At 71.4% G+C, this 21,059-nt stretch carries 17 protein-coding genes; 11 read left to right on the top strand and 6 right to left on the bottom strand.

Annotated elements, in window-relative coordinates; all coding sequences use genetic code 11:
* Positions 1-3: 3 nt before the first annotated feature.
* From ACXN5W_RS08250 to pknB, 6 genes are read left to right on the top strand one after another with little or no spacing between them, the layout of a single operon-like run.
* Positions 4-489: an FHA domain-containing protein FhaB/FipA gene (locus ACXN5W_RS08250; protein WP_473157570.1), complete on the top strand. Its 486-nt coding sequence runs from the start codon at positions 4-6 to the stop codon at positions 487-489.
* On the top strand, positions 486-1,940 hold the full coding sequence (locus tag ACXN5W_RS08245) for a PP2C family protein-serine/threonine phosphatase (RefSeq protein WP_473157569.1): 1,455 nt from the start codon (positions 486-488) through the stop codon (positions 1,938-1,940). The genes ACXN5W_RS08250 and ACXN5W_RS08245 overlap by 4 nt, the downstream gene beginning before the upstream one ends.
* A gap of 31 nt (positions 1,941-1,971) precedes the next feature.
* Complete coding sequence (locus ACXN5W_RS08240) at positions 1,972-3,462, top strand: FtsW/RodA/SpoVE family cell cycle protein (protein WP_473157568.1); 1,491 nt, start codon at positions 1,972-1,974, stop codon at positions 3,460-3,462.
* Positions 3,459-4,961 carry a peptidoglycan D,D-transpeptidase FtsI family protein gene (locus ACXN5W_RS08235; protein ID WP_473157567.1) on the top strand — a complete coding sequence of 501 codons (1,503 nt, stop codon included), beginning with the start codon at positions 3,459-3,461 and terminating at the stop codon, positions 4,959-4,961. Before ACXN5W_RS08240 ends, ACXN5W_RS08235 begins: the two co-directional genes overlap by 4 nt.
* A complete protein-coding gene (locus tag ACXN5W_RS08230) occupies positions 4,961-6,529 on the top strand; it encodes a serine/threonine-protein kinase (RefSeq protein ID WP_473157584.1) in 1,569 nt (522 codons plus the stop codon). The genes ACXN5W_RS08235 and ACXN5W_RS08230 overlap by 1 nt, the downstream gene beginning before the upstream one ends.
* On the top strand, positions 6,526-8,313 hold the full coding sequence (gene pknB / locus ACXN5W_RS08225; protein ID WP_473157566.1) for a Stk1 family PASTA domain-containing Ser/Thr kinase: 1,788 nt from the start codon (positions 6,526-6,528) through the stop codon (positions 8,311-8,313). The genes ACXN5W_RS08230 and pknB overlap by 4 nt, the downstream gene beginning before the upstream one ends.
* Positions 8,314-8,365: 52 nt before the next feature.
* Here the strand turns inward: pknB and ACXN5W_RS08220 are convergent, their stop codons facing one another.
* From ACXN5W_RS08220 to ACXN5W_RS08205, 4 genes are all read right to left on the bottom strand, one after another.
* Entirely contained in the window at positions 8,366-9,016 is a 651-nt protein-coding gene (locus ACXN5W_RS08220; RefSeq protein ID WP_473157565.1) for an aminodeoxychorismate/anthranilate synthase component II, read from the bottom strand.
* A 15-nt stretch (positions 9,017-9,031) separates the two neighbouring features.
* The gene (locus ACXN5W_RS08215; RefSeq protein WP_473157564.1) at positions 9,032-9,325 is read right to left on the bottom strand and encodes a hypothetical protein; all 294 of its coding nucleotides are present in this window, start codon (positions 9,323-9,325) and stop codon (positions 9,032-9,034) included.
* 4 nt (positions 9,326-9,329) lie between these two features.
* On the bottom strand, positions 9,330-10,829 hold the full coding sequence (locus ACXN5W_RS08210) for a class E sortase (protein ID WP_473157563.1): 1,500 nt from the start codon (positions 10,827-10,829) through the stop codon (positions 9,330-9,332).
* A 1,202-nt stretch (positions 10,830-12,031) separates the two neighbouring features.
* A complete protein-coding gene (locus ACXN5W_RS08205) occupies positions 12,032-12,835 on the bottom strand; it encodes a DUF881 domain-containing protein (protein WP_473157562.1) in 804 nt (267 codons plus the stop codon).
* A gap of 199 nt (positions 12,836-13,034) precedes the next feature.
* On the opposite strand from ACXN5W_RS08205, the gene ACXN5W_RS08200 reads away from it, so the two are divergent.
* Positions 13,035-13,298, top strand: a complete 264-nt coding sequence (locus ACXN5W_RS08200) for a cell division protein CrgA (RefSeq protein ID WP_473157561.1) — start codon at positions 13,035-13,037, stop codon at positions 13,296-13,298.
* 232 nt (positions 13,299-13,530) lie between these two features.
* Positions 13,531-15,759 carry a (Fe-S)-binding protein gene (locus ACXN5W_RS08195; RefSeq protein WP_473157560.1) on the top strand — a complete coding sequence of 743 codons (2,229 nt, stop codon included), beginning with the start codon at positions 13,531-13,533 and terminating at the stop codon, positions 15,757-15,759.
* Between the two features lie 47 nt (positions 15,760-15,806).
* Here the strand turns inward: ACXN5W_RS08195 and ACXN5W_RS08190 are convergent, their stop codons facing one another.
* Positions 15,807-16,469: a DedA family protein gene (locus ACXN5W_RS08190; protein ID WP_473157559.1), complete on the bottom strand. Its 663-nt coding sequence runs from the start codon at positions 16,467-16,469 to the stop codon at positions 15,807-15,809.
* 140 nt (positions 16,470-16,609) lie between these two features.
* Positions 16,610-17,284, bottom strand: a complete 675-nt coding sequence (locus ACXN5W_RS08185; protein ID WP_473157558.1) for a GOLPH3/VPS74 family protein — start codon at positions 17,282-17,284, stop codon at positions 16,610-16,612.
* Between the two features lie 157 nt (positions 17,285-17,441).
* Between ACXN5W_RS08185 and ACXN5W_RS08180 the strand changes: the two genes are divergently transcribed.
* The 3 genes from ACXN5W_RS08180 to ACXN5W_RS08170 all read left to right on the top strand — a co-directional run bounded on the left by ACXN5W_RS08180 (position 17,442) and on the right by ACXN5W_RS08170 (position 20,990).
* Entirely contained in the window at positions 17,442-18,827 is a 1,386-nt protein-coding gene (locus ACXN5W_RS08180) for a hemolysin family protein (protein WP_473157583.1), read from the top strand.
* Positions 18,820-19,863, top strand: coding sequence for a hemolysin family protein (locus tag ACXN5W_RS08175; protein ID WP_473157557.1), 1,044 nt, complete (start codon positions 18,820-18,822; stop codon positions 19,861-19,863). The genes ACXN5W_RS08180 and ACXN5W_RS08175 overlap by 8 nt, the downstream gene beginning before the upstream one ends.
* Positions 19,864-20,009: 146 nt before the next feature.
* A complete protein-coding gene (locus tag ACXN5W_RS08170) occupies positions 20,010-20,990 on the top strand; it encodes a C40 family peptidase (protein ID WP_473157556.1) in 981 nt (326 codons plus the stop codon).
* Positions 20,991-21,059: the final 69 nt, after the last annotated feature.

The raw sequence follows: 21,059 nt of genomic DNA, 5'->3' as shown, positions 1-21,059 counted from the left end.
GTCTTGCCCGCCTTCGTCATCACCGTCGCCCGGTTCGGCTTCCTCATCCTGCTGTGGATCTTCGTGTTCACGGTGGTCGGGGTGATCCGTCGGGATCTGTTCGCCGGCGCCCGGTCCAGCCGACTCGTCGCCGCCCCCCGCGGGGTCGGGGCGACCACGGCCGGTCCCAACCGGCCAGCCAAGGTCAAGAAGGGCCGGGCGGCCCATCAGCTGGTGGTGACCGCCGGTCAACTCGCCGGCACCCGGATCACCCTCGGCGAGGCACAGATCACCATCGGCCGGGCGGAGGATTCCACCCTGGTCATCACCGACGACTACGCCTCCGCCCGACATGCCCGGTTGGTGCCGCGCAACGGCCAGTGGTTCGTCGAGGACCTCGGTTCAACTAACGGCACCTATCTCGATCGCGCTAAGGTCACCGGACCGACCCCCGTCCCCCTCGGTGTGCCGATCCGGATCGGCCGCACCTCTCTCGAATTACGGCCATGACTCTGACCCTGCGTTATGCGGCCCACAGCGACCGCGGACTGATCCGAGACGGGAACCAGGACTCCGTCTACGCCGGTCCGCGGCTACTAGCCGTTGCGGACGGTATGGGCGGCATGGCCGCCGGTGACGTCGCCAGCAACATCGTGATCGGTGCGATGGCTCCCCTCGACGAGGACGTCCCGGGCGATGCCCTGGTCGACGCCCTGCGATCGGCCGTCGACACCGCCAACCAACAACTCCGGGACACCGTCGACGCCAATCCGCAGCTGGAGGGGATGGGCACGACGCTGACCGCGGTGCTCTTCTCCGGCAGCAAGATCGGCATGGTGCACGTCGGTGACTCGCGGGCGTACCTGCTGCGTGACGGCGAGTTCAGCCAGATCACCAAGGACGACACGTACGTCCAGATGCTGGTTGACGAGGGCCGGATCAGCATGGAGGAGGCGAGCAGTCACCCGCAGCGGTCACTGCTCACCCGGGCCCTCGACGGCCGGGACATCGACCCCGAGTACTCCGTCCGGCAGGTGCTGCCCGGCGACCGGTACATGATCTGCAGCGACGGCCTGTCCGGCGTGGTCAGTGCCGAGACCATCGGGGACGCCATGCGGGAGTTCACCGACCCGCAGCAGTGCGTGGAACGGCTGGTGCAGCTGGCGCTGCGCGGCGGCGGTCCGGACAACATCAGCGTCGTGGTGGCCGACGCCACCGACCAGGACATCATGGAGGCGGCGCCCATCGTGGGCGGGGCCGCGGCCCGGGACCGGGGCATGGCCACCTCCGCCGACAGTTCCACCCCGGCCGCGCGGGCCTCGGCGCTGTCCCCACCGCGTCCGGCGGCGCCCGAGCAGCCGACCGACCCGGGTGCCCGGGACGACGAGCCCGAACGTCCGCGCCGGCATCCGGTCCGGACCGCGGTGCTGCTGATCGTGCTGCTCGGCCTGCTCGGCGGCGGGGTGTGGGGCGGCTGGACGTACACCCAGCGGCAGTACTACGTCGGCGCCACCGAGGAGGGGCAGCTCGCGGTCTTCCAGGGCATCCCCGGCCAGGTCGCCGGCCTGGACCTGTCCAACGTGCACGCCACCAGCGGGACCAGGCTCGACGACCTGACCACCGCGGCCCAGGATCAGGTCAGGCTGGGCATCCAGGCCGATAGCGAGTCGGACGCCGAGCGGCGACTGGCCGACCTGACCAGCGACGACCCGACGAACTCCAACCTCAAGCCGATCTGCCCGCCCAGCCCGACCGGTGTGGTGCCGACGCCGACCGTGACGCCCAGCGGGTCCGGCGGCGCGACCGCGATCGCGACGGCGGTACCGGGCCGGACCGTCAGCCCCAGCGCGTCGTCGGGGACCGGCGGGCCCAGCAACATCCCGAGCGCCACGCCGGACGCGACGCCGTCCGCCTCGAACCCACCGGCCAACGACCCGGCCGGTTGCCGGTCGGTGGAGTGAGTGTGGCTCACAGCTACCTCTGGGACGACCGATGAGCGGCCAGGCTGGATCCGCGGCGCCCGTCACGGGCACCGGCGAGCAGCCTCGGCTGCGGGAGGGCCGGTCGCGGCGTAACGCCGAACTGGCCCTGCTCGTCTTCGCCCTGCTGCTGGTCGCCGGGTACTCCGCGACGGTCGAGGTGACCGTGCTGGGCACCCTGCGGCCGGATTTCTGGGTCCCGATGGCGGTGCTGGCGGCCTTCTTCCTCGGCCTGCACGTGGTCAACCGGTTCCTGGCGCCGTACGCCGATCCCGTGCTGGTGCCGGCGGTGGCCCTGCTGAACGGCATCGGGGTCGGCTTCCTGCGCCGACTCGACCTGGCCAAGGCCGAGCCGACGGACCGGGAACACGTGTCCATCTTCGCGGGACTGGGCGGCCGGCAGCTGCTCTGGACCCTGATCGCCGTGGCGCTGGCGGCCGGCCTCCTGCTGCTGGTCCGGGACCACCGGTCGATCTCCCGGTACGCCTACACGCTCGGCCTCGCCGGCATCATCCTGGTGATGATCCCGGCGGTGCTGCCCGCGCGGTACTCCGAGATCTACGGCGCCAAGCTGTGGATCAGGGTGGGCGGTTTCTCGATCCAGCCCGGTGAGTTCGCCAAGCTGGCCCTGCTGGCGTTCTTCGCGTACTACCTGGTCCGTAAGCGCGAGGTGCTGTCGCTGGCCAGCCGGCGCTTCCTCGGGATCGACTTCCCGCGCGGCCGGGACCTCGGTCCGGTCGTCGGCGTCTGGATGCTCAGCCTGCTCGTGCTGATCTTCGAGAAGGACCTCGGGACGTCGCTGCTCTACTTCGGCATGTTCGTGGTGACGCTCTACATCGCCACCGAGCGGTCCAGCTGGCTGATCATCGGTCTGCTGCTGTTCTTCGGCGGCGCCTTCCTGGCGTACTTCCTCGGCGGCACCGTCGGCGGCCCGTTCGCCAACTTCTACGTCCGGGCGGAGATCTGGCTCGACCCGTTCAACGACCCGTACGAGAAGGGCTACCAGCTCGTGCAGGGTCTGCTGGGGTTGGGCACCGGAGGTCTGTTCGGGGCGGGCCCGGGCGGCGGGCAGCCGCTGAAGATTCCCGAGGTGCAGAACGACTTCATCTTCGCCGGGTTGGGTGAGGAGGTCGGCCTGTTCGGCCTCACCGCGCTGCTGGTGGCGTACCTGCTGGTGGTCGAGCGGGGGCTGCGGGCGGCGCTGGCGGTCCGGGACTCGTTCGGCAAGCTGCTGGCCGGCGGTCTGGCCTTCACCCTCGGCCTCCAGGTCTTCGTGATCGTCGGCGGCATCAGCAAGCTGATCCCGCTCACCGGCCAGACCACGCCGTTCATGTCCGCCGGTGGCTCGTCGTTGATGGCCAACTGGCTGCTCGTCGCCATCCTGCTGCGGGTCTCCGACGCGGCCCGCCGGCCGGTCAACCCGGCCCCGGTCGCCCGCACCTCCGGTGGTTCGGCGGTGCCCGCGAAGCTGCACGGCGCGCCCACGGAGGTGATCCGCCCGTGAACGCACCGCTCCGCAAGGTCGGCGTGGTCGTCCTGATCCTCTTCGGCCTGCTGTTCGCGAACCTCAACTGGGTGCAGGCGTACAAGGCCGACGAGTACCGCACCAGCCCGTACAACGGCCGGGTCCAGGTGGCCGAGTACGAGCGCAAGCGCGGCAACATCGAGGCCGGCGGTACGGCGCTGGCCACCAGCAAGGACACCGGCGGCGAGCTGCGGTTCACCCGGACCTACCCGCAGGGCGAACGGTACGCGCACGTGCTCGGCTACAAGCCGGTCAACCTGGGCGCCACCGGGATCGAACACAGCGAGAACGACTTCCTCGCCGGCACCAGCGACCGGCTCTTCGCCGACCGGGTCCGCGACCTGTTCACCGGAACCGAGACGGCCGGCGGCAACGTGGTGCTGACCATCTCCAAGCGGGCGCAGGAGGCGGCGTTCAACGGGCTGGCCGACAACCGCCTGGGCGTCGACAAGGGCGCCGCCGTGGCCCTGGACCCGCGGACCGGGGCGATCCAGGCCCTCGTGTCGATGCCGAGCTTCGACCCGAACCCGCTGGCCAGCCACGACACCGACAAGGCGCAGGCGGCCTACAACCAGCTCGACAAGGACGCGGACAAGCCGCTGCTCAACCGGGCGCTCACCGAGACCCTGCCACCGGGGTCGACCTTCAAGGTGATCGACTCGGCGGCGGCGCTGGAGAACGGCTACACCAAGGACAGCAAGATCCAGGCCGGCCCGGTCTACCGTCCGCCGGGCTCGGGCGCCGACATCCGCAACGAGGTCGGCTCGATCTGCCCGGAGGACCAGGTCACGCTGATCCAGGCGCTGACCGAGTCGTGCAACACCGGTTACGCCCGGCTCGGCGTGAAGCTCGGCTCGACCGTGCTGAAGCAGAAGGCGCAGGCGTTCGGGTTCGGCCAGGAGGATCTGACCGTCGGCCAACTCGACGATGGCGGGCTGCCGGTGGCGGCCAGCCAGACCGGCACCATGCAGGGCCCCGACGGGCGGGACGATCCGGGCGCGATCGGGCAGTCCGCGATCGGCCAGCGGGATGTCCGGATGACCCCGATGCAGGGCGCGCTGATCGCCGCGACGGTGGCCAACGGGGGCAGCCAGATGCGGCCCTACCTGGTGCAGCAGCTCATCGGCCCGGACCGGACCACCAACTACTACACGGCCAGCCAGAAGCAGCTACGGCAGCCGGTCGGTCCCCAGGTCGCCAGCGACCTGCGGGACATGATGATCAGCGTCGTCGAGAACGGCACCGGCAAGAACGCACGGATCGCCAACTACACGGTGGGCGGCAAGACCGGTACCGCCGAGAACGCCCCGGGTGTTCCGCCGCACGGCTGGTTCATCGGCTTCCTGATGAAGGACGGGCAGCCCATCTCGGCGGTCTGCGTCCTGCTGGAGCGGGCCGGCGACAGCGGCAGCGGCGAGGCGGCCCGGATCGCGCAGCAGATCTTCAGCGCGATCGTCAAGGACCGGGGTGGCAAGTGATCCTCAGCCCCGGCATGCAGCTCGGCAACCGCTACCGGCTCGACGAACGGATCGCCGGCGGCGGCATGGGCGACGTCTGGCGCGGCATCGACGAGGTGCTCGGGCGTACGGTGGCGGTCAAGGTGCTGCTCCCGGCGCTGCTGGACGAGCCCGGGTTCGCCGAGCGGTTCCGTGGCGAGGCTCGGACCATGGCGACCATCAACCATCCGGGCGTGGTCGACGTGTACGACTACGGCAGCGACCAGCAGATCGCCTTCCTGGTGATGGAGCATGTCGAGGGCGACGCGCTGTCCCGGACGCTCAGCCGGGTCGGCCGGCTCACCCCGGCCCGCACGATGGCGCTGGTGGCGCAGGCGGCCGACGCGCTCCAGGCGGCGCACGACAAGGGCATCGTGCACCGGGACCTGAAGCCGGGGAACCTGCTGGTCCGGCCGAACGGCACGCTGGTGCTGATCGATTTCGGCATCGCCCGGTCCGATCTGGTCGGTCAGCTCACGGCGGCCGGTGCGGTGCTGGGCACCGCCTCGTACATCTCGCCGGAGCAGGCCACCGGTGGGGTGGCCACGGCCACCTCCGACGTGTACGCCCTGGGCGTGGTCGCGTACCAGTGTCTGGCCGGACGGCGGCCTTTTGAGGGCGACAACCCGCTCGAAATCGCCATGAAGCACGTGCGGGACACCCCGCGCCCGCTGCCCAGCGACTGCCCGCCGCAGGTGCGGGGCATCGTGGAGCGCGCGATGGCCAAGGACCCCGGCGCGCGTTGGCCGACCGCCGCCGCGTTGGCCTCGGTCGCCCGGCAGGCGGCCGGTGGTCTGACCTCCCAGCATCCGCTGCGACCGAGTTCCGCGCCGCCGGCCGGCGTTGCGGCGATCGCGCCCGGGTCACCCGTCGGCGCCGGGCGCGGTTACCCGCCGGCCACCGGCTCGGCGCGGCCACCGGCGGGCCCGACCGGCTCGCCCGTCGCGGCGAACGCGCCGGTCAGCGCTCCCCGAATCACCGGTACCGCGAGCCCGCGTCCGCCGTCGTTGAACGGTGCCGCGCCGCGTCCGCCGGCGTCGAGTGGCACCGCGAGCCCGCGTCCGCCGTCGTTGAACGGTGCCGCGCCGCGTCCGCCGCTGCTCGCGGGTCCGGCCGGTGCGCGGCCACCGACCGCCGGGAACTCCCGGCCGCCGGTCGCGGCCGGTCAGCGGTCGTCGATGGCCGGCGGTGACCAGGCCGGTACGCAGAATCGCGGCGCCGCCCCGGTGTCCCGGCCCGGGCAGCAGCCGCCCCGGGCGGCCGGGGTGGCCCGTCCGGTGCCGACCCCGGCCGGCGTCGACGCCGGCCGTCGGTCGTTCTGGATCGTGCTCGCTATCGTGGTGGTCCTGCTGGTGCTGCTCTGCTCGGGCGTGATCTCCTACCTTCGGAAGCAGGAACTGTCGACCGGGTCACTGCCCCGGCCGGCGTCCGTCACGGCGTGGCGTGCCGGCGGCGGAGGCGACGAAATCGGCCGAACGCCGTACCGTCGGGTGGAGCAGGCGCTGTCCACCGGCGATGACCAGACGAGCGAAGGACGACAGACGAGATGACGGCCCAGGCCCGCCTGCTGGGCGGCAGGTATCAGGTCGGCGAGCTGCTGGGTTACGGCGGCATGGCCGAGGTGCACCGTGGGCGCGATCTGCGGCTCGGCCGGGATGTCGCGATCAAGATGCTGCGCAGCGACCTCGCCCGGGACGCCACCTTCCAGATGCGGTTCCGGCGGGAGGCACAGAACGCCGCCTCGCTCAACCATCCGGCCATCGTGGCCGTGTACGACACCGGCGAGGAGATCGGGCCGACCGGCGAGACCCTGCCGTTCATCGTCATGGAGTTCGTCAACGGCCGCACCCTCAAGGAGGTGCTGGCCGCCGAGGGGCGGCTGATGCCCCGGCGGGCCATGGAGATCACCGCCGACATGTGCGCGGCCCTGGAGTTCAGCCACCGACACGGGATCATCCACCGGGACATCAAGCCCGGAAACGTGATGCTCACCCTGAACGGCCAGGTCAAGGTCATGGACTTCGGCATCGCGCGGGCTCTGGCCAGCGGTGCCACCACGATGACGCAGACCAGCGCGGTGATCGGCACCGCGCAGTACCTCTCCCCGGAGCAGGCCCGGGGCGAGGCGGTCGACGCCCGGTCCGACGTGTACGCGGCCGGCTGCGTGCTGTTCGAGCTGCTCTGCGGGCACCCGCCGTTCGTGGGTGACAGCCCGGTGAGCGTGGCGTACCAGCACGTCCGGGAGGACCCGCCGTCGCCCAGCTCGATCAACCCGGACGTGACGCCGCCGATCGACGCGATCGTACTGAAAGCGCTCTCCAAGAACCCGCTCAACCGGTACCAGAGCGCTGGTGAGATGCGCGCGGACCTGCTCCGCGCCGCGGCCGGCCGGCCGGTCATGGCCACCCCGGTGATGCCCACCGAGGAAACCATGGCGATGGCGGCGGCGCCCACCACCATCACCCGCCCCGGCCAGCAGCCGGTCCGCCCACCGGCCTCGACCCGGGTCGGCGACGCCCAGCGGCGCCGGGCGTCGGCCTGGGTGATGGCCGTGCTGAGCGCCGTGGGCGTGCTGGCGGTGGTGGCGCTGGTCGCGGCGTTGCTGCTGACCAACGCCGACCGCAAGCGGGTGGACGTGCCGGACCTGTCCGGGATGACCCAGGCGCAGGCCCAGAACGAGCTGTCCAAGTCGGGCCTGAAGGCGCAGTTCGGCCCGCAGGCGTTCACCGACGACTGCACCAAGGGCAAGGTCACCGGCCAGAACCCGGGGGCCGGCACCCGGACGGAACGACAGCAGACGGTCACCGTGACGATCTGCGGCGGTAAGCCCGAGGTGGAGGTCCCCAATCTGGTCGGGTCGACGTACGAATTCGCGGAGGGGGAGCTGAAGGACCGGGGCTTCACGGTCAAGCGGGACAACGTCTCCAGCTCGGAGTCGGAGGGCCGCGTCGTCGGGCTCGACCCGGTGGCGGGTACCAAGATCGCGAAGGGTGACACCGTCACGGTCAAGGTCTCCAGCGGTGATCAGAAGGTCGTGCCGAACGTGGTCGGGATGTCCGAGGCCGAGGCGGTCGCCACGTTGAAGGGGGCCGGTTTCACCAACATCCGGACCAAGAAGGGGGACGTGGTCGCCGACAACGCGGGCAACGTCTCCGACCAGAACCCGTCGGCGAACCAGAAGGTCAAGACGTCGAGCCGGATCACCATCACCGTGGACCAGGCGCCGGTCGAGCAGACCGATGAGCCGTCTTCGCCGCCAACCGGCACCGCGTCGCCGAGCACACCCGGCAACGGCGGCGGCGTGATCCCCACCATGCCACCGGGTCGCTACTGACCGGGGGCCGCGACCAGCGGTCAGGCCGCTACTGACCGGCCGGGATCAACGGTCAGGCGGTCACGAAGGCGGTCAACCGGCGCTCGTCCACCTCGGCGGCCAGCGCCGGCGCCCGGTCCAGCGCCTCGGGGAGACCGCAGGCGGCCAGCCAGTTCGCCAGCATCAGGTGACCACCCTGGGTGAGCACCGATTCGGGGTGGAACTGCACACCCTCGATCGGCAGGGTGCGGTGGCGCAGCGCCATCACCACGCCGGAGCCGGTCCAGCCGGTCACCTCAAGCTCCGCCGGCAGTGTCTCGCGGAGCACGGCCAGCGAGTGGTACCGGGTGGCGGTGAACGGGTCCGGCAGGCCCGCCAGCACCCCGGTGCCGGTGTGCCGGACCGGCGAGGTCATCCCGTGCAGCAGCTCGGGCGCCCGGGTCACGGTGGCGCCGAACGCCGTTCCGATCGCCTGGTGGCCGAGGCAGACACCGAACAGTGGCAGCTTGCCGGCGTACTCCCGGATGAGGTCGAGGCAGATGCCCGCCCGGTCCGGCGAGCCCGGGCCCGGCGAGAGCAGCACCCCGGCAGCGCCGGCCCGACCGACCTCGGCCAGCGTGATCTCGTCGTTGCGCCGTACGTCGCACTCGGCGCCGAGCTGGCCGAGATACTGCACGAGGTTGAACACGAACGAGTCGTAGTTGTCGATGACGAGGATGCGCACCGGTTCAACCGCCGGTCAGCTGGGCAGCGGCTGCCCGGATGGCGGCCGGTCGTCCCTGTCGGTGGGGTAGGGCAGGTCGTAGTCGTCGCCCGTGGGAGTGGCCACGGGCGACACCTGCAGCCCCGGATCGCCGCTCTCGGTGGTGTCGCCGTTCTGGGTCACCTGGACGTCGTCGAACGGCAGCAGCGGCTCGGCCCACGGGAAGACCACGAACCACAGCAGCAGAACCGCCGCCGCGGTCAGCAGCACCGACCCGGCCAGCCGGCCGGGCAGGCCGAACGGTAGGTGCCGCCAGATCCACCGGTACATGGTCTCAGCCTCTCAGCTCCGCCGGCCGGCCCGCCGACTTGGGCTGGGTGCGGTCCAGCTCGGCATGCACGATCAGCCGTTGGTAGTTGTGGAACTTCGGGTTGCAGGTGGTGAGCGTCAACATCCGTCGGGTCGGCTTGGCATTGGGCTTTCCGGGCACCGGCGCCACCACCTCCACCTGGGTGGGACTCACGATCTCGGTGCTGGAGACCCGGTAGATGTACCAGTCGTTGCGGCCCTCGGCCACGATCACGTCCCCGTCGCGCAGCTCGTCCAGGCGCCAGAAGATAGCCTCGAGCCGGTGGCCGGCCACCGAGAAGTTGCCGACCTGGCCGGGCAGGGCGGTGTCCGGGTAGTGACCCGGCGCGTACCGGATGTCGTCTTTGGTCACCCCCTCCACCACCACCCAGTTCTTGTCCAACTTGGGGATGTAGAGCCCGGCCACGGGCTTTCCTTCGACCGGAACGAAGGGCTTCGGGCTGGGGCGGGTCGGGCCCACCGTGGGATCCGGTGCCCATTCCTGAGCCAACTGGTTGTCGAGGTCACGCTGGTGCGAGTCGACGATGACCGACTTGCCCCACACCTCGTACCCGGCGAAGAGCAGGACCACCACGCCGAACGTGATCAGCAGCTCGCCCGCGATCCGGATGCCGGCGCGGATCCGGGAACCCACGGTCGGCCGGGTCAGCTCGGAGTAGACGCTCTTGTAGCCCTCGGGCAGCTGCTCGGGGCGGAGCTTGACCACCACCTCGCCACGCTTCGGAGTCGGGTCGGCCTCCGGGCCGGGCTCATCCCCGGCCGCCCCGTCGGGCCGGGGCGGTGCGTCCGGCACGGCACCCATCAGCGCCGTCTGGTCGCTGACCATCAGTGGCCGCGCGGGCACGGTGGGCAGCAGCGCGGTCGAGTCGTCCCGGTCGCGGGCACGGGCCGGTTCGGGCCACCCCCAACCGCCGTCCGCACCGGGCGGGCTCACTGCGCCGGCCGCACTTACGGCGCCGACCGGGCTCGCCGTTCCGGCCGGGTTCGTCGTTCTGGTCGGGTTCGTCGTACCGGCCCGGCTCGCCGTACCGGGACCCGGCGGTCGCGTGCCGACGCCGTCTCCTGCCCCGGGTACGGCCGGGATGACAGCCGTGTCCGACTCGAGCTTGACGACCGGAATGATGGACGTCGCCGCCTCGGCCGCGATCCGGGACGGCGGTTGAGGCGCCGGATCGACGCCCGGTGCCCGGGTGACCGGGTGGCTGGTTCCTGACTGGCCGGTGTCCGGGCGGTTGGTCGCCGGCTGAGGTACGGCGCCGACGGTTGGCGTGCGTTGGTCGGCCACCGTGGGTTGACCGGCCACCGTGGGTTGGTCGGCCACCGTGGGTTGGTCGGCCACCGTGGGTTGGTCGGTTGGCGTCACCCCGGGTATGACGGCCCGTCTCGGCCAACCCGGTCGGATCGGGAGCGTGCCGTCCGTGCTGGCCTGTTCCGCCAGCGACCGGTCCCCACCGGAATCACTCACCGAGGCATCCCGGCCGGGCCCATGGTTCACGGGGAGGTCCGGACCGGACCGGGTGGTGAACCCGTTCCGGTCGGGGCCGACGGACGGGATCGGCCGGCTGGTCGCACCTTCCGGGGTGAGCGGAACCGTCTCCGGCGCCGACCAGGAGGGTGTGACCGGCGGAGTCGGACGCTCCAGCCGCCACGGGCCGGCGTCCAGCGAACGCTGTATCGGAGGTTGCGCGCCGCTGTCCGGCTCGGCCACGGGTCGCCCTGGCCAGGGCGGCGGGGGTGCCAAGGGCCGGCCGCCGCGCCCGACCGGCCGCGGTGTGGGCGGCTCATCCGCTCCGGGTACGTCGTCCGAGCGGGGTGCGGTCGGCGGCCCGGTGGCGGTCCGACGGGACAGCGGGGCGGGTCCGGCGGCCGGAGGCTCATCGTGGCTGGGGCTGGGGCTGGGGCTGGGGCTGGGGCTGGGGCTGGGGCTGGGGCGCCCGGCGGCCGGTGCTTCGTCCCGGGTGGCGCTGGGGCGCCCGGCGGTCGGCCCTTCGTCCCGGGTGACGCTGGTCCAGCCGGCAGCCGGTGCTTCGTCCGGGGTGGGATCGGTCCAACCGGCGACCGGCGGTCGGTCGTGGCCGAGGCTGATCCGGCCGGCGGTGGGCTGGTCGTCGCGGGCCGGGATCCGGATGCCGGCCGGGTCGGTCAGGGCCAGATCGATCCGTACCGGCTCGGGCCGCGTCTGGTCGGTGTGCCCGGGGCGCCCGACGACCGGAATTTCGGCGCGGGCGGGCTCGGGAGGTCCCCCCGGCGGGCGTTCGTCGCGGGCGGGATGCGGACGCCCGGCGATCGGGAGTTCGTCCCGGGCTGGACCGGGACGCCCGGCCTCGGCCGGAGCGGCGGGAGCCCGGCCGGCGATCGGCAAGCTGGTCGTGGCCGGGGTGGACGGGCCGACTCGGGGGATCACCTCGGTGGGGTCGTCAAGGTGCGCCGCGCGGTGCCGGCCGTCCCGTCGGTCGGTCCACCCGCCGACATCCCCGGTCCACCCGTCGACATCCCCGGTCCGCGCGCTGGCGTCTCCGGTCCGCGCGCTGGCGTCCCCGGGCTCGCCGACCGCTGGCGCGGGACGGTCGGGGTTCCCGTCGCGATCCGACCGGTCACCGTCGGTCGGTGGCTTCCATCCGGTGCCGGTGGCCGGTGGTTCCTGTCCAGCGTCGCCAGTGGGCGGGTTCACCGTGGCACCACCGCCTCGCGCAGGGTGCTCGACCCCTCGAACGCCGGCACCCGGACCTGGCTCTCGGTCTCGGAGTAGCCGAGGTGGTAGTGCTCGGCGGCGTCCTTGAACTCCCGAACCCCCTCGGAGCCGGCAAGGGCCTGGCGCAGTCGGGTGGGGTCGCCGATGGCTTTGATCCGGAATGGCGGCGAGTACACCCGCCCGTGCAGCAGCAGCGTGTTGCCCACGCACCGGACGGCGCTGGTGGCCAGCACCCGGACATCCATGATCGACATTGCCTCGGCGCCGCCCGCCCAGAGCGCGTTCACCACGGCCTGCACATCCTGCTGGTGGACCACCAGATCGTCGTTGCTGGCCCCGCGCGGTAGTGATCCGTCGGGCCGGGTGGGCGCGTCGTTGAGTTCAACAACCAGGCCCGGACCGGCCAGGGCGGTGAAGCCGGCCGCCTGCCGGTTGGCCGCCGCCCGGTCGCGTTGGGCCGCGATCGGCGCGTCCGAACCGGCCAGGGCCTCGGTCTGCTGTTCCACCTCGGCGCGGAGCGCGGCGGCCTGCGCCTCGCTGTCGGCGACCTGCCGGCGCCGCTCCTCGATCACCTGGGCGAGTTGCGGACTGCGGTCCTCGCGCAAGGACGTACCGCTGGCGGTGGTGGCGCTCGTGGTGAACAGCAACCCGGCGGCCAGCGCGATCAGCGGCACCCCCACGGACCAGCCGGTACGGCGGTGGCCACGACGGCGGAGCAGACCGACGCCGGCGCGCAGGAACGCCTTGCGCCACGAGGCGGCGCCGGAGGTGTATTCCACCGAGGCTTCCCTTCCCGACCGCTCACCGATCGTCGGCGAGATCGCGCTGCTTGCTCACTGACCGCACTCGTACGGTCCCGTTCGTGGCCTGAATCGTCGACCACGACTACGCTAGCTTCGAATATTATTGGCCATGGACCGTCGCCCCCGCGCCCGGTTGTCAGGCCGGACGAGGTCGTAACCCCCTCAGGAGAGCGTCGTGCCCAAGTCGCAGGTCCGCAAGAAGAAGGTGTACACGCCGCCGTCGGACATCCGCCCGACCAGCACCGCGGCGACACGCAAGCCTAGCCCGATCTGGCTCCCGATCACCGCCGTGGCGCTGATCGTGGCCGGCATCGGCTGGCTCGTCGTCTACTACCTTTCCGAGACCGCCTACCCGGTGGCCAGTTGGCACTACTGGAACCTGGCCGTGGGCTTCGGCGCCATGGTGGCGTCGCTGATCCTGCTGTCCCGCTGGCGATGACGCCGGTCGGTGGTTGATCCGGTCGGTGGTCGATCCGGTCGGTCACGGACGGCGTGACCCGGCTCGGACCTGCCCGATCGTTTTCCGGTGCCGCCTTCTAAGGTGGGCGGGAAGTACCGGCGCCGGCTGCGAGGTTCCTCACGTTACCGATCGGTAACCCCGGCGCGTAGGCTGCAACGGTGACCGCGAACGCGGTCACTCTTGCTCGCCGCCTCGCAGACCGGAGGATCGCATGGGCAGCGTCCAGATCGTCACGACGGCCCTCGCGGCCGCCATCACCGCCGTGGCGGTGTGGCTGGCGGCACGCGCGGTCCTGAAGATGGTCTCGGTCATCCGGCTCGGCCAGCCGGATCCGACCCGATCCGGTGAACCCGCGACCCGCACCCGGACGATGCTGACCGAGACCCTCGGGCACACCCGGATGCTCCGCTGGAGCGTGGTGGGTGCCGCGCACTGGACGGTGATGGTCGGCTTCATCGTGCTGTCGCTGCTGGTCCTCGAGGCGTACTTCGAGGTCGTCACCCCCACCGGCGGTCTGCCGCTGTTGGGTGGCTGGGTGGTCTACGGGCTGGTTACCGAGATCATCGGCGTGCTCGGCCTGGTCGGCATCCTGGTGCTGATGGCGATCCGGTTGCGCAACCGGCCCAACCGGCCGGGCGGGCGGTCGCGGTTCACCGGTTCGACCATGTGGCAGGGCTACTTCGTCGAGTGGATCGTGCTGCTGGTCCTGGTTTGCGGGTTCCTCATCCGGGGCTTCAAGGTCGCGAACGACCACTTCGAGTTCCCGGCCTGGGCCACCCCGGTCAGCCACGCGGTCGGCGCGGTGCTGCCGGCCGCGGAGTCGGGCGCCAGCGTCACCGCGCTCGTGAAGATCGCGATCTCGATGACGTGGCTCATCGTCATCTCGCTGAACGTCACCATGGGCGTCGCCTGGCACCGGTTCCTGGCGTTCCCGAACATCTACTTCAAGCGCAACCCCCGACTCGACCCCGCGCCCGCCTCCGGGCTCGGCGGTCTGCGTCCGATGATGTCCGGCGGCAAGCCGCTGGACTTCGAGGAGGCCGACCCGGAGTCCGACCAGTTCGGGGTGGCCCAGGTGGAGCAGTTCACCTGGAAGGGCCTGCTCGACTTCAGCACCTGCACCGAGTGCGGTCGCTGCCAGTCGCAGTGCCCGGCCTGGAACACCGGCAAGCCGCTCTCGCCCAAACTGCTCGTACTGAGCCTGCGGGACCACGCCTACGCCAAGGCGCCGTACCTGCTGGCCGGTGGTGGCAAGGACCTGACCGGCGAGGAGAAGGCGACCGAGGCCCAGCTCGCGCACGTGGACGTCCTCGCGCTCGCCGAGGCGAACCGGCCGTTGATCGGCGGGTCCGACGAGGGCGGGGTGATCGACCCGGACGTGCTGTGGTCCTGTACGACCTGCGGCGCCTGCGTCGAGCAGTGTCCGGTGGACATCGAGCACGTGGACCACATCGTCGACATGCGTCGCTACCAGGTGCTGATCGAGTCGAGCTTCCCGTCCGAGGCCGGCGTGATGCTGCGCAACCTGGAGAACAAGGGCAACCCGTGGGGTGCCCCGCAGAACACCCGGGAGGACTGGACCAAGGGCCTCGACTTCGAGGTCCCCCGGGTTGGCGAGGTGGAGGACTTCGAGTACCTCTTCTGGGTCGGCTGCGCCGGCGCGTTCGAGGACCGGGCCAAGAAGACCACCCGGGCCGTGGCCACCCTGCTGCACGAGGCGGGCGTCGACTTCGCGATCCTCGGCGAGGGCGAGACCTGCTCGGGCGATCCGGCCCGGCGGATCGGCAACGAGTTCGTCTTCCAGATGCTCGCCCAGCAGAACGTCGAGACCCTCAACGAGGCGTTCGGGGACCGGGAGAAGAGCAGGCGCAAGATCGTGGCGACCTGCCCGCACTGCTTCAACACCCTCGGCAACGAGTACGACCAGCTCGGTGGCGAGTTCGAGGTCGTACACCACACGCAGTTGCTGGCCCACCTGGTGGCCACCGGCCGGCTGACCCCGGTCAAGCCGGTGGACGGCGGGGTCACCTACCACGACCCGTGCTACCTCGGCCGGCACAACCGGGTGTTCACCCCGCCCCGCGAGGTGCTCACCGCCGCCGTCCGGGGCGGTGACGGCGCGACCGCGACCGGGGGCGGATCGGCCACCGCCGGGGGTGGATCAGCCCCGGCCGGCGTCACCGAGATGCCCCGCAACAGCGAGCGCTCGTTCTGCTGCGGCGCCGGTGGTGCCCGGATGTGGATGGAAGAGAAGATCGGCAAGCGGATCAACGTCGAACGCGTCGAGGAGGCCCTCTCCACCGGGGCCGGGACCATCGCCGTGGGCTGCCCGTTCTGCTACACGATGATCGGTGACGGGGTCACCGGCAAGGGCGTCGCCGATCAGGTCGAGGTGCTGGACGTCGCGACCGTGCTGCTCCGCTCGGTGAAACCCGACTGAAAGGAAGGGCACCCTGTTATCGCTTTCGGTACAGCAGGGGACCCCGCTTAACGCCGCCCGCGTCGCGCCGCCCGAGCCCGCAGCGTCCGGGACAGTACGAACCAGCCCACCAGCACCAGCACCCCGACGATCACCACGTTCTGCAGCAGCCCCGCGTACCCCTCGACCCGCCACCAGTTGTCGCCGAGGAGATACCCGGCCAGCACGAACGCGCCGTTCCAGATCAGGCTGCCCAGCGTGGTGAGGAGCAGGAAGGTGGGCAGCGGCATCCGTTCCACCCCGGCGGGGATCGACACCATGCTGCGGAAGACCGGGATCATCCGGCCGAAGAACACCGCCTTGCGGCCGTGCCGGACGAACCACGCCTCGGTGCGGTCGATGTCGGCCACCTTGACCAGCGGGAGCCGGGCGGCGAGCGCCCGGGTACGGTCCCGGCCGAGCAGCGCGCCCACCCCGTACAGGGCGAGCGCGCCGACCACGGAACCCAGGGTGGTCCAGAAGATCGCCGACCACAGGCTCATCCGACCCTGCCCGGCCGCGAATCCGGCGAGCGGCAGGATCACCTCGCTGGGCAGCGGCGGGAAGAGGTTCTCGAGGGCCACCGCCAGGCCGGCACCGGGCGCGCCGAGGGTCTCCATCAGCTGGGTGGCCCAGCCGGCGAGGCCGGTCGGTCCGGGCGGCTCGGCCGAGGTGTACGCGAGATCCGTCATGGCAGCGACGTTAGGCGCCGTCGGCTGGGAGCTCCCTGGCGACAACCACCCGGTTGCCGGGGGTTTGCCCCAGTCCGCAGGTGGGGGAATCCCCACCCGGGCCGCCGGCAGTGAGCTGCGGTCGGGCGGGGTGACCCGCCCTACGAGCTGGCGACGGTGGCGCTGACCGTCGCGGCCGTGATGGCCGCCATCGTCGCCGCGTGCATCTCCTGGATCACCCGCCGGGTGGCGTCCGACGCCCAGTCGCCCGCGCTGATCTCCTTGAGCCGGGCCGCGACCCGTCGCCGGGGCTGGTCCGGGAAGACCCTGCGTTCCATGTCCAGCGCCCGGACCAGGCCGCACAGGGCCGCGGTACGCGGTTCGACCGGGCCGGTGGAGAGCACCGCGAGGGTCAGTCGCTGCCGGGCATCGGTCTCGGCCGGCGGCTCCACCCCGTGTGGTGACGGATACCGGGTACGTGGGAACAGCCCGAGGATCCGGTCCTGCTGGCGGTCCAGCACGCCGGCGGTGACCAGTCCGTCGAGTACTCGCTCGAGCAGGCCCTTGCTGAGCCGGGTGACCAGACTCTTCGGCCGGGCCGGTCGGCGCTCGGCGGCGATCCGACCGAGCGCGTCGTCCAGCACCGGATGACCCAGTGGGGTCGGGTCGACCACCGACACCCGTCCGTCGGCGACCTCCACCCGGCCGGCCAGAGCCAGGTCCAGCAGGACGGCACCGGCCAGGCCGTACCCGAAGGACTGCCCGTTGACCTGGGAGCGGCCGTCCAGGTCGTAGGACAGCAGGACGAGTTCCTCGGCGAGAATCTGGCTGGCCATGGTCCGACGGTACCCACCGGCCGCCACCGCCAACCGGGCACAACGGCCGCCACCCGACGACCGGCACCGACACCGACCGGGACTGACCGGCATCCGTCGCCGGCCGGGACCCGTCGCCGGCCGGAAGTCGCGCCCGACGGGCGACCCGCTACCGGCGATGGGTGCGCCGCCGTGGGAGAATCGTCGCCGAGGTGAACCGACCATCGACGGCCTGCTCGTGACCACGCTCCTGCCACTGTTCGGCTTCGTCCTGCTCACCGCAGGCAACGCGTTCTTCGTGACCGCCGAGTTCGCTCTGGTGACCGTCGACCGGGCGGAGATCGACCAGCGCGCCACGGCCGGTGACCGGCGGGCCCGTACGGTCCGGGACGCGCTGCAGGCGCTGTCGTTCCAGCTCTCCGGCGCGCAGCTCGGCATCACGATCACCGCGCTGCTCACCGGATATCTCGCCGAGCCGGCGCTGGCGAAGCTCTTCGGTCCGGCCGTCCGGCCGCTGGCGGGTGACGCCACCGGCGAGGTGACCTCGGTGCTGGCCCTGGCCCTGGCCACCGCGCTGTCCATGCTGTTCGGCGAACTGGTCCCGAAGAACGCCGCGCTGGCCCGGCCGATGCCGGCCGCGCTGGCCACGGCCGCGCCGATGCACCGGTTCTCGACGGCCTGCCGGGCCCTGATCCGGGCGCTGAACAACTCGGCCAACTGGCTGGTCCGCAGGATGGGCATCGAGCCGCAGGAGGAACTGGCCAGCGCCCGGTCGCCGGAGGAACTCGGTCTGCTGGCGGCGATCTCCGCGCGGGCCGGCGCGCTGCCGCCCGACACGGCCATGCTGCTGCAACGCACCATCCGGTTCGCCGACAAGCGGGCCGCCGAGGCGATGACCCCCCGGGTGGACGTGGTCGCGCTGCCGGCCGACGCCTCGGTCGCCGAGCTGATCACCCTGTCCCGGCAGACCGGCCGGACCCGCTTTCCGGTGTACGAGGAGACGCTCGATCTGGTGACGGGGGTCGCAGGGGTGCCGGACGCGCTCGGCGTACCACTGGCTCGGCGGGCGGTCACCACGGTGGCCTCGGTGGCCCGCGAACCGGTCTACGTGCCGGAGAGCCTCGACCTGGACGGGGTCCTCACCGCCCTGCGTACGGCCGGCGCTGACCTGGCGATCGTGGTCGACGAGTACGGCGGCACGGACGGCGTGGTGACCGTCGAGGACCTGGCCGAGGAACTGGTCGGGGAGATCGCCGACGAGTTCGATCCGGCCGTCGCGCTGCACGCCGACCCGAGCGGGTTGACGGTGCCCGGCGGTGAGCGGGCGGTGTTGCTGGACGGCGTGCTGCGGGCCGACGAGCTGGCCGAGCAGACCGGGTTCCGGCTGCCGGACGGGCCGTACGAGACGTTGGCGGGTTTCCTGATGGCCCGGCTCGGCCACATCCCGGTGCCCGGCGAGACCGTGGTCGAGCGGGGCTACGAGTTCACGGTGGTCGAGGTCGAGCGGCACCGCATCGAGCAGGTCCGGGCGGTCGTTCCCGAGGAGACCGCCGACCATGCTTAGCCTGCTGCTCGCGCTTCTGCTGCTGCTGGGTAACGCGTTCTTCGTGGGCGCCGAGTTCGCGCTCATCGCGTCCAGGCGTACCGTGATCGAACCGCTGGCCGCGACCTCGAAGCGGGCCCGTTGGGCGCTCTCGGCGATGAACCAGATTCCGCTGATGATCGCCGGCGCCCAACTCGGCATCACGATCTGTCAGCTGACTCTCGGCGCCATCGCGGAGCCGGCGCTGGCGCACCTGCTGGAGTCGCCCTTCGACGCCCTTGGCCTGCCGGCCGGTGTGGTGCATCCGGTCGCCTTCGTGCTGGCGCTGGGCACGGTGGTGTTCCTGCACACCGTGGTCGGGGAGATGGTGCCGAAGAACGTCACGCTCGCCGGTCCGGAGCCGTCGGCGCTGCTGCTGGCCGGCCCGATGCTCGGATTCTGCCTGGTCACCAAGCCGGTGCTGGTGGCCATGAAGTGGGCCGCCCGGCAGGTGCTGCGGCTGTGGGGGATCGAGGCGACCGAGGCGGTCAAGACGGTCTTCACCGCGGAGGAGCTGGCCGGCCTGGTCACGCAGGCGCGCACCGAGGGGTTGCTCGGTTCGGAGGAACACGCCCGGATCACGGCCGCGCTGGCGCTGCACCAACGTACCGCGGTCGACGCGCTGCGGCCGTGGTCGACGGTGACCACCGTCGCCGACGACGTCTCGCCGGCCTCGCTGGAGGTGCTGGCCACCCGGACCGGCCGGTCCCGATTCCCGATGGTGGACCGGAACACCCGCCGGGTCACCGGTTTCGTGCATGTCAAGGACGTACTCGGTTATCAGGGCGCGGCGCGGCGGGCGCCGGTGCCGGGGGGATTGATCCGGCCACTTGCGGTCGTGCCGCCGGACCGGTCCCTGGCCGACCTGCTGCTGGCGATGCGCCGGGAGCGCCGGCACATGGTGCTGGTGAGTGACGGGCGGGCGCCGCTGGGTGTGGTCACCCTCGACGATGTATTGACCGCTGTCGTCGGTACGGCCTCGGAATCCGTTAATCCACAACGGAATGTGTCCGCGTAATCGCGTTCGGCAGGGAAATTCGGCCGGTTCTTGATTAGCTGAGGAAGCTTCCCTAATGTGAGGCTCCGATCGCCGCGGAAATGTCGACCACCGCCACCCCCCGCGGAGGCACCCGGCGATCGGGATCCGACAGGAGACGCTGACCGGTGGCACGTGTGCCTTTCCAGCCCCGGCGCGGAACTCGACGCGCCGTTCATCGCATCCTCACGGTATTTCTCGTCGCCACGACCGGCCTGCTGCCGCTGACCCAGGCACACGCCGCGCCGTCCGTGGACGAGATCGAGAAGCAGATCGACAAGCAGTGGGAACAGCTGGAACCCACGATCGAGGCGTACAACAAGGTGCACAGCCAGTTGGGCGCCAAGCGGAAGAAGGTCGACGAGCTGCAGAAGAAGATCGAGCCGCTGTCGTTGCAGAGCGCCATCGCGCTCAACAAGGTCGGTGACCTGGCGGTCCGGTACTACAAGACCGGCCCGGGTTCGGACCTGAACGCCATGTTGGTCACGGGCGATCCGAGCACGCTCACCGAACAGCTCACGATCCTGAACAAACTGGCCACCGACGAGAAGCAGCAGATCGCCGGCGTGGTGGCCACGCGGGACAAGTACAACGCCGAGAAGCAGAAGCTGGAGGCGTTGGTCCAGCAGCTCGCCCAGCAGGAGTCCGAGCTGGCGGCGAAGAAGAAGCAGATCAACGCCGAGATCAGGCGGCTGACCGCCTCGCTGCCGAAGTCGGTGGTCAAGGTCACCGGCTGCCCGACCATCAAGGGCGTGGTGAGCAGCGCCGCGTCCACCGCCATCAAGACCGCCTGCAAGCAGGTCGGCGACCCGTACGTGTGGGGTGCCACCGGTCCGAACTCGTTCGACTGCTCGGGGCTCACCCAGTACGCCTACAAGGCGGCGGGCATCTACCTGACCCACTACACGGGCGCGCAGTGGCAGTCCGGCCGGGCGGTCAGCCGTTCCGACGCCCGCCCCGGCGATCTGGTGTTCTTCTACAGCGACGTACACCATGTCGGCCTCTATTTGGGTGACGGGCTGATGGTCCACGCGCCCCGGACGGGCAAGCCGGTCCAGGTGAGCAACATCGACTACCAGCCGGTCGCCGGGTTCCGCCGGGTCACCTGACCGCGCACCACCTGACGCACGAAGAGGCCCCCGTCGGATCTGATCCGGCGAGGGCCTCTCGGCTGTCCC

This window comes from Plantactinospora sp. A48, assembly GCF_055793945.1.
This window is presented reverse-complemented; position numbering and strand designations above follow the sequence as displayed.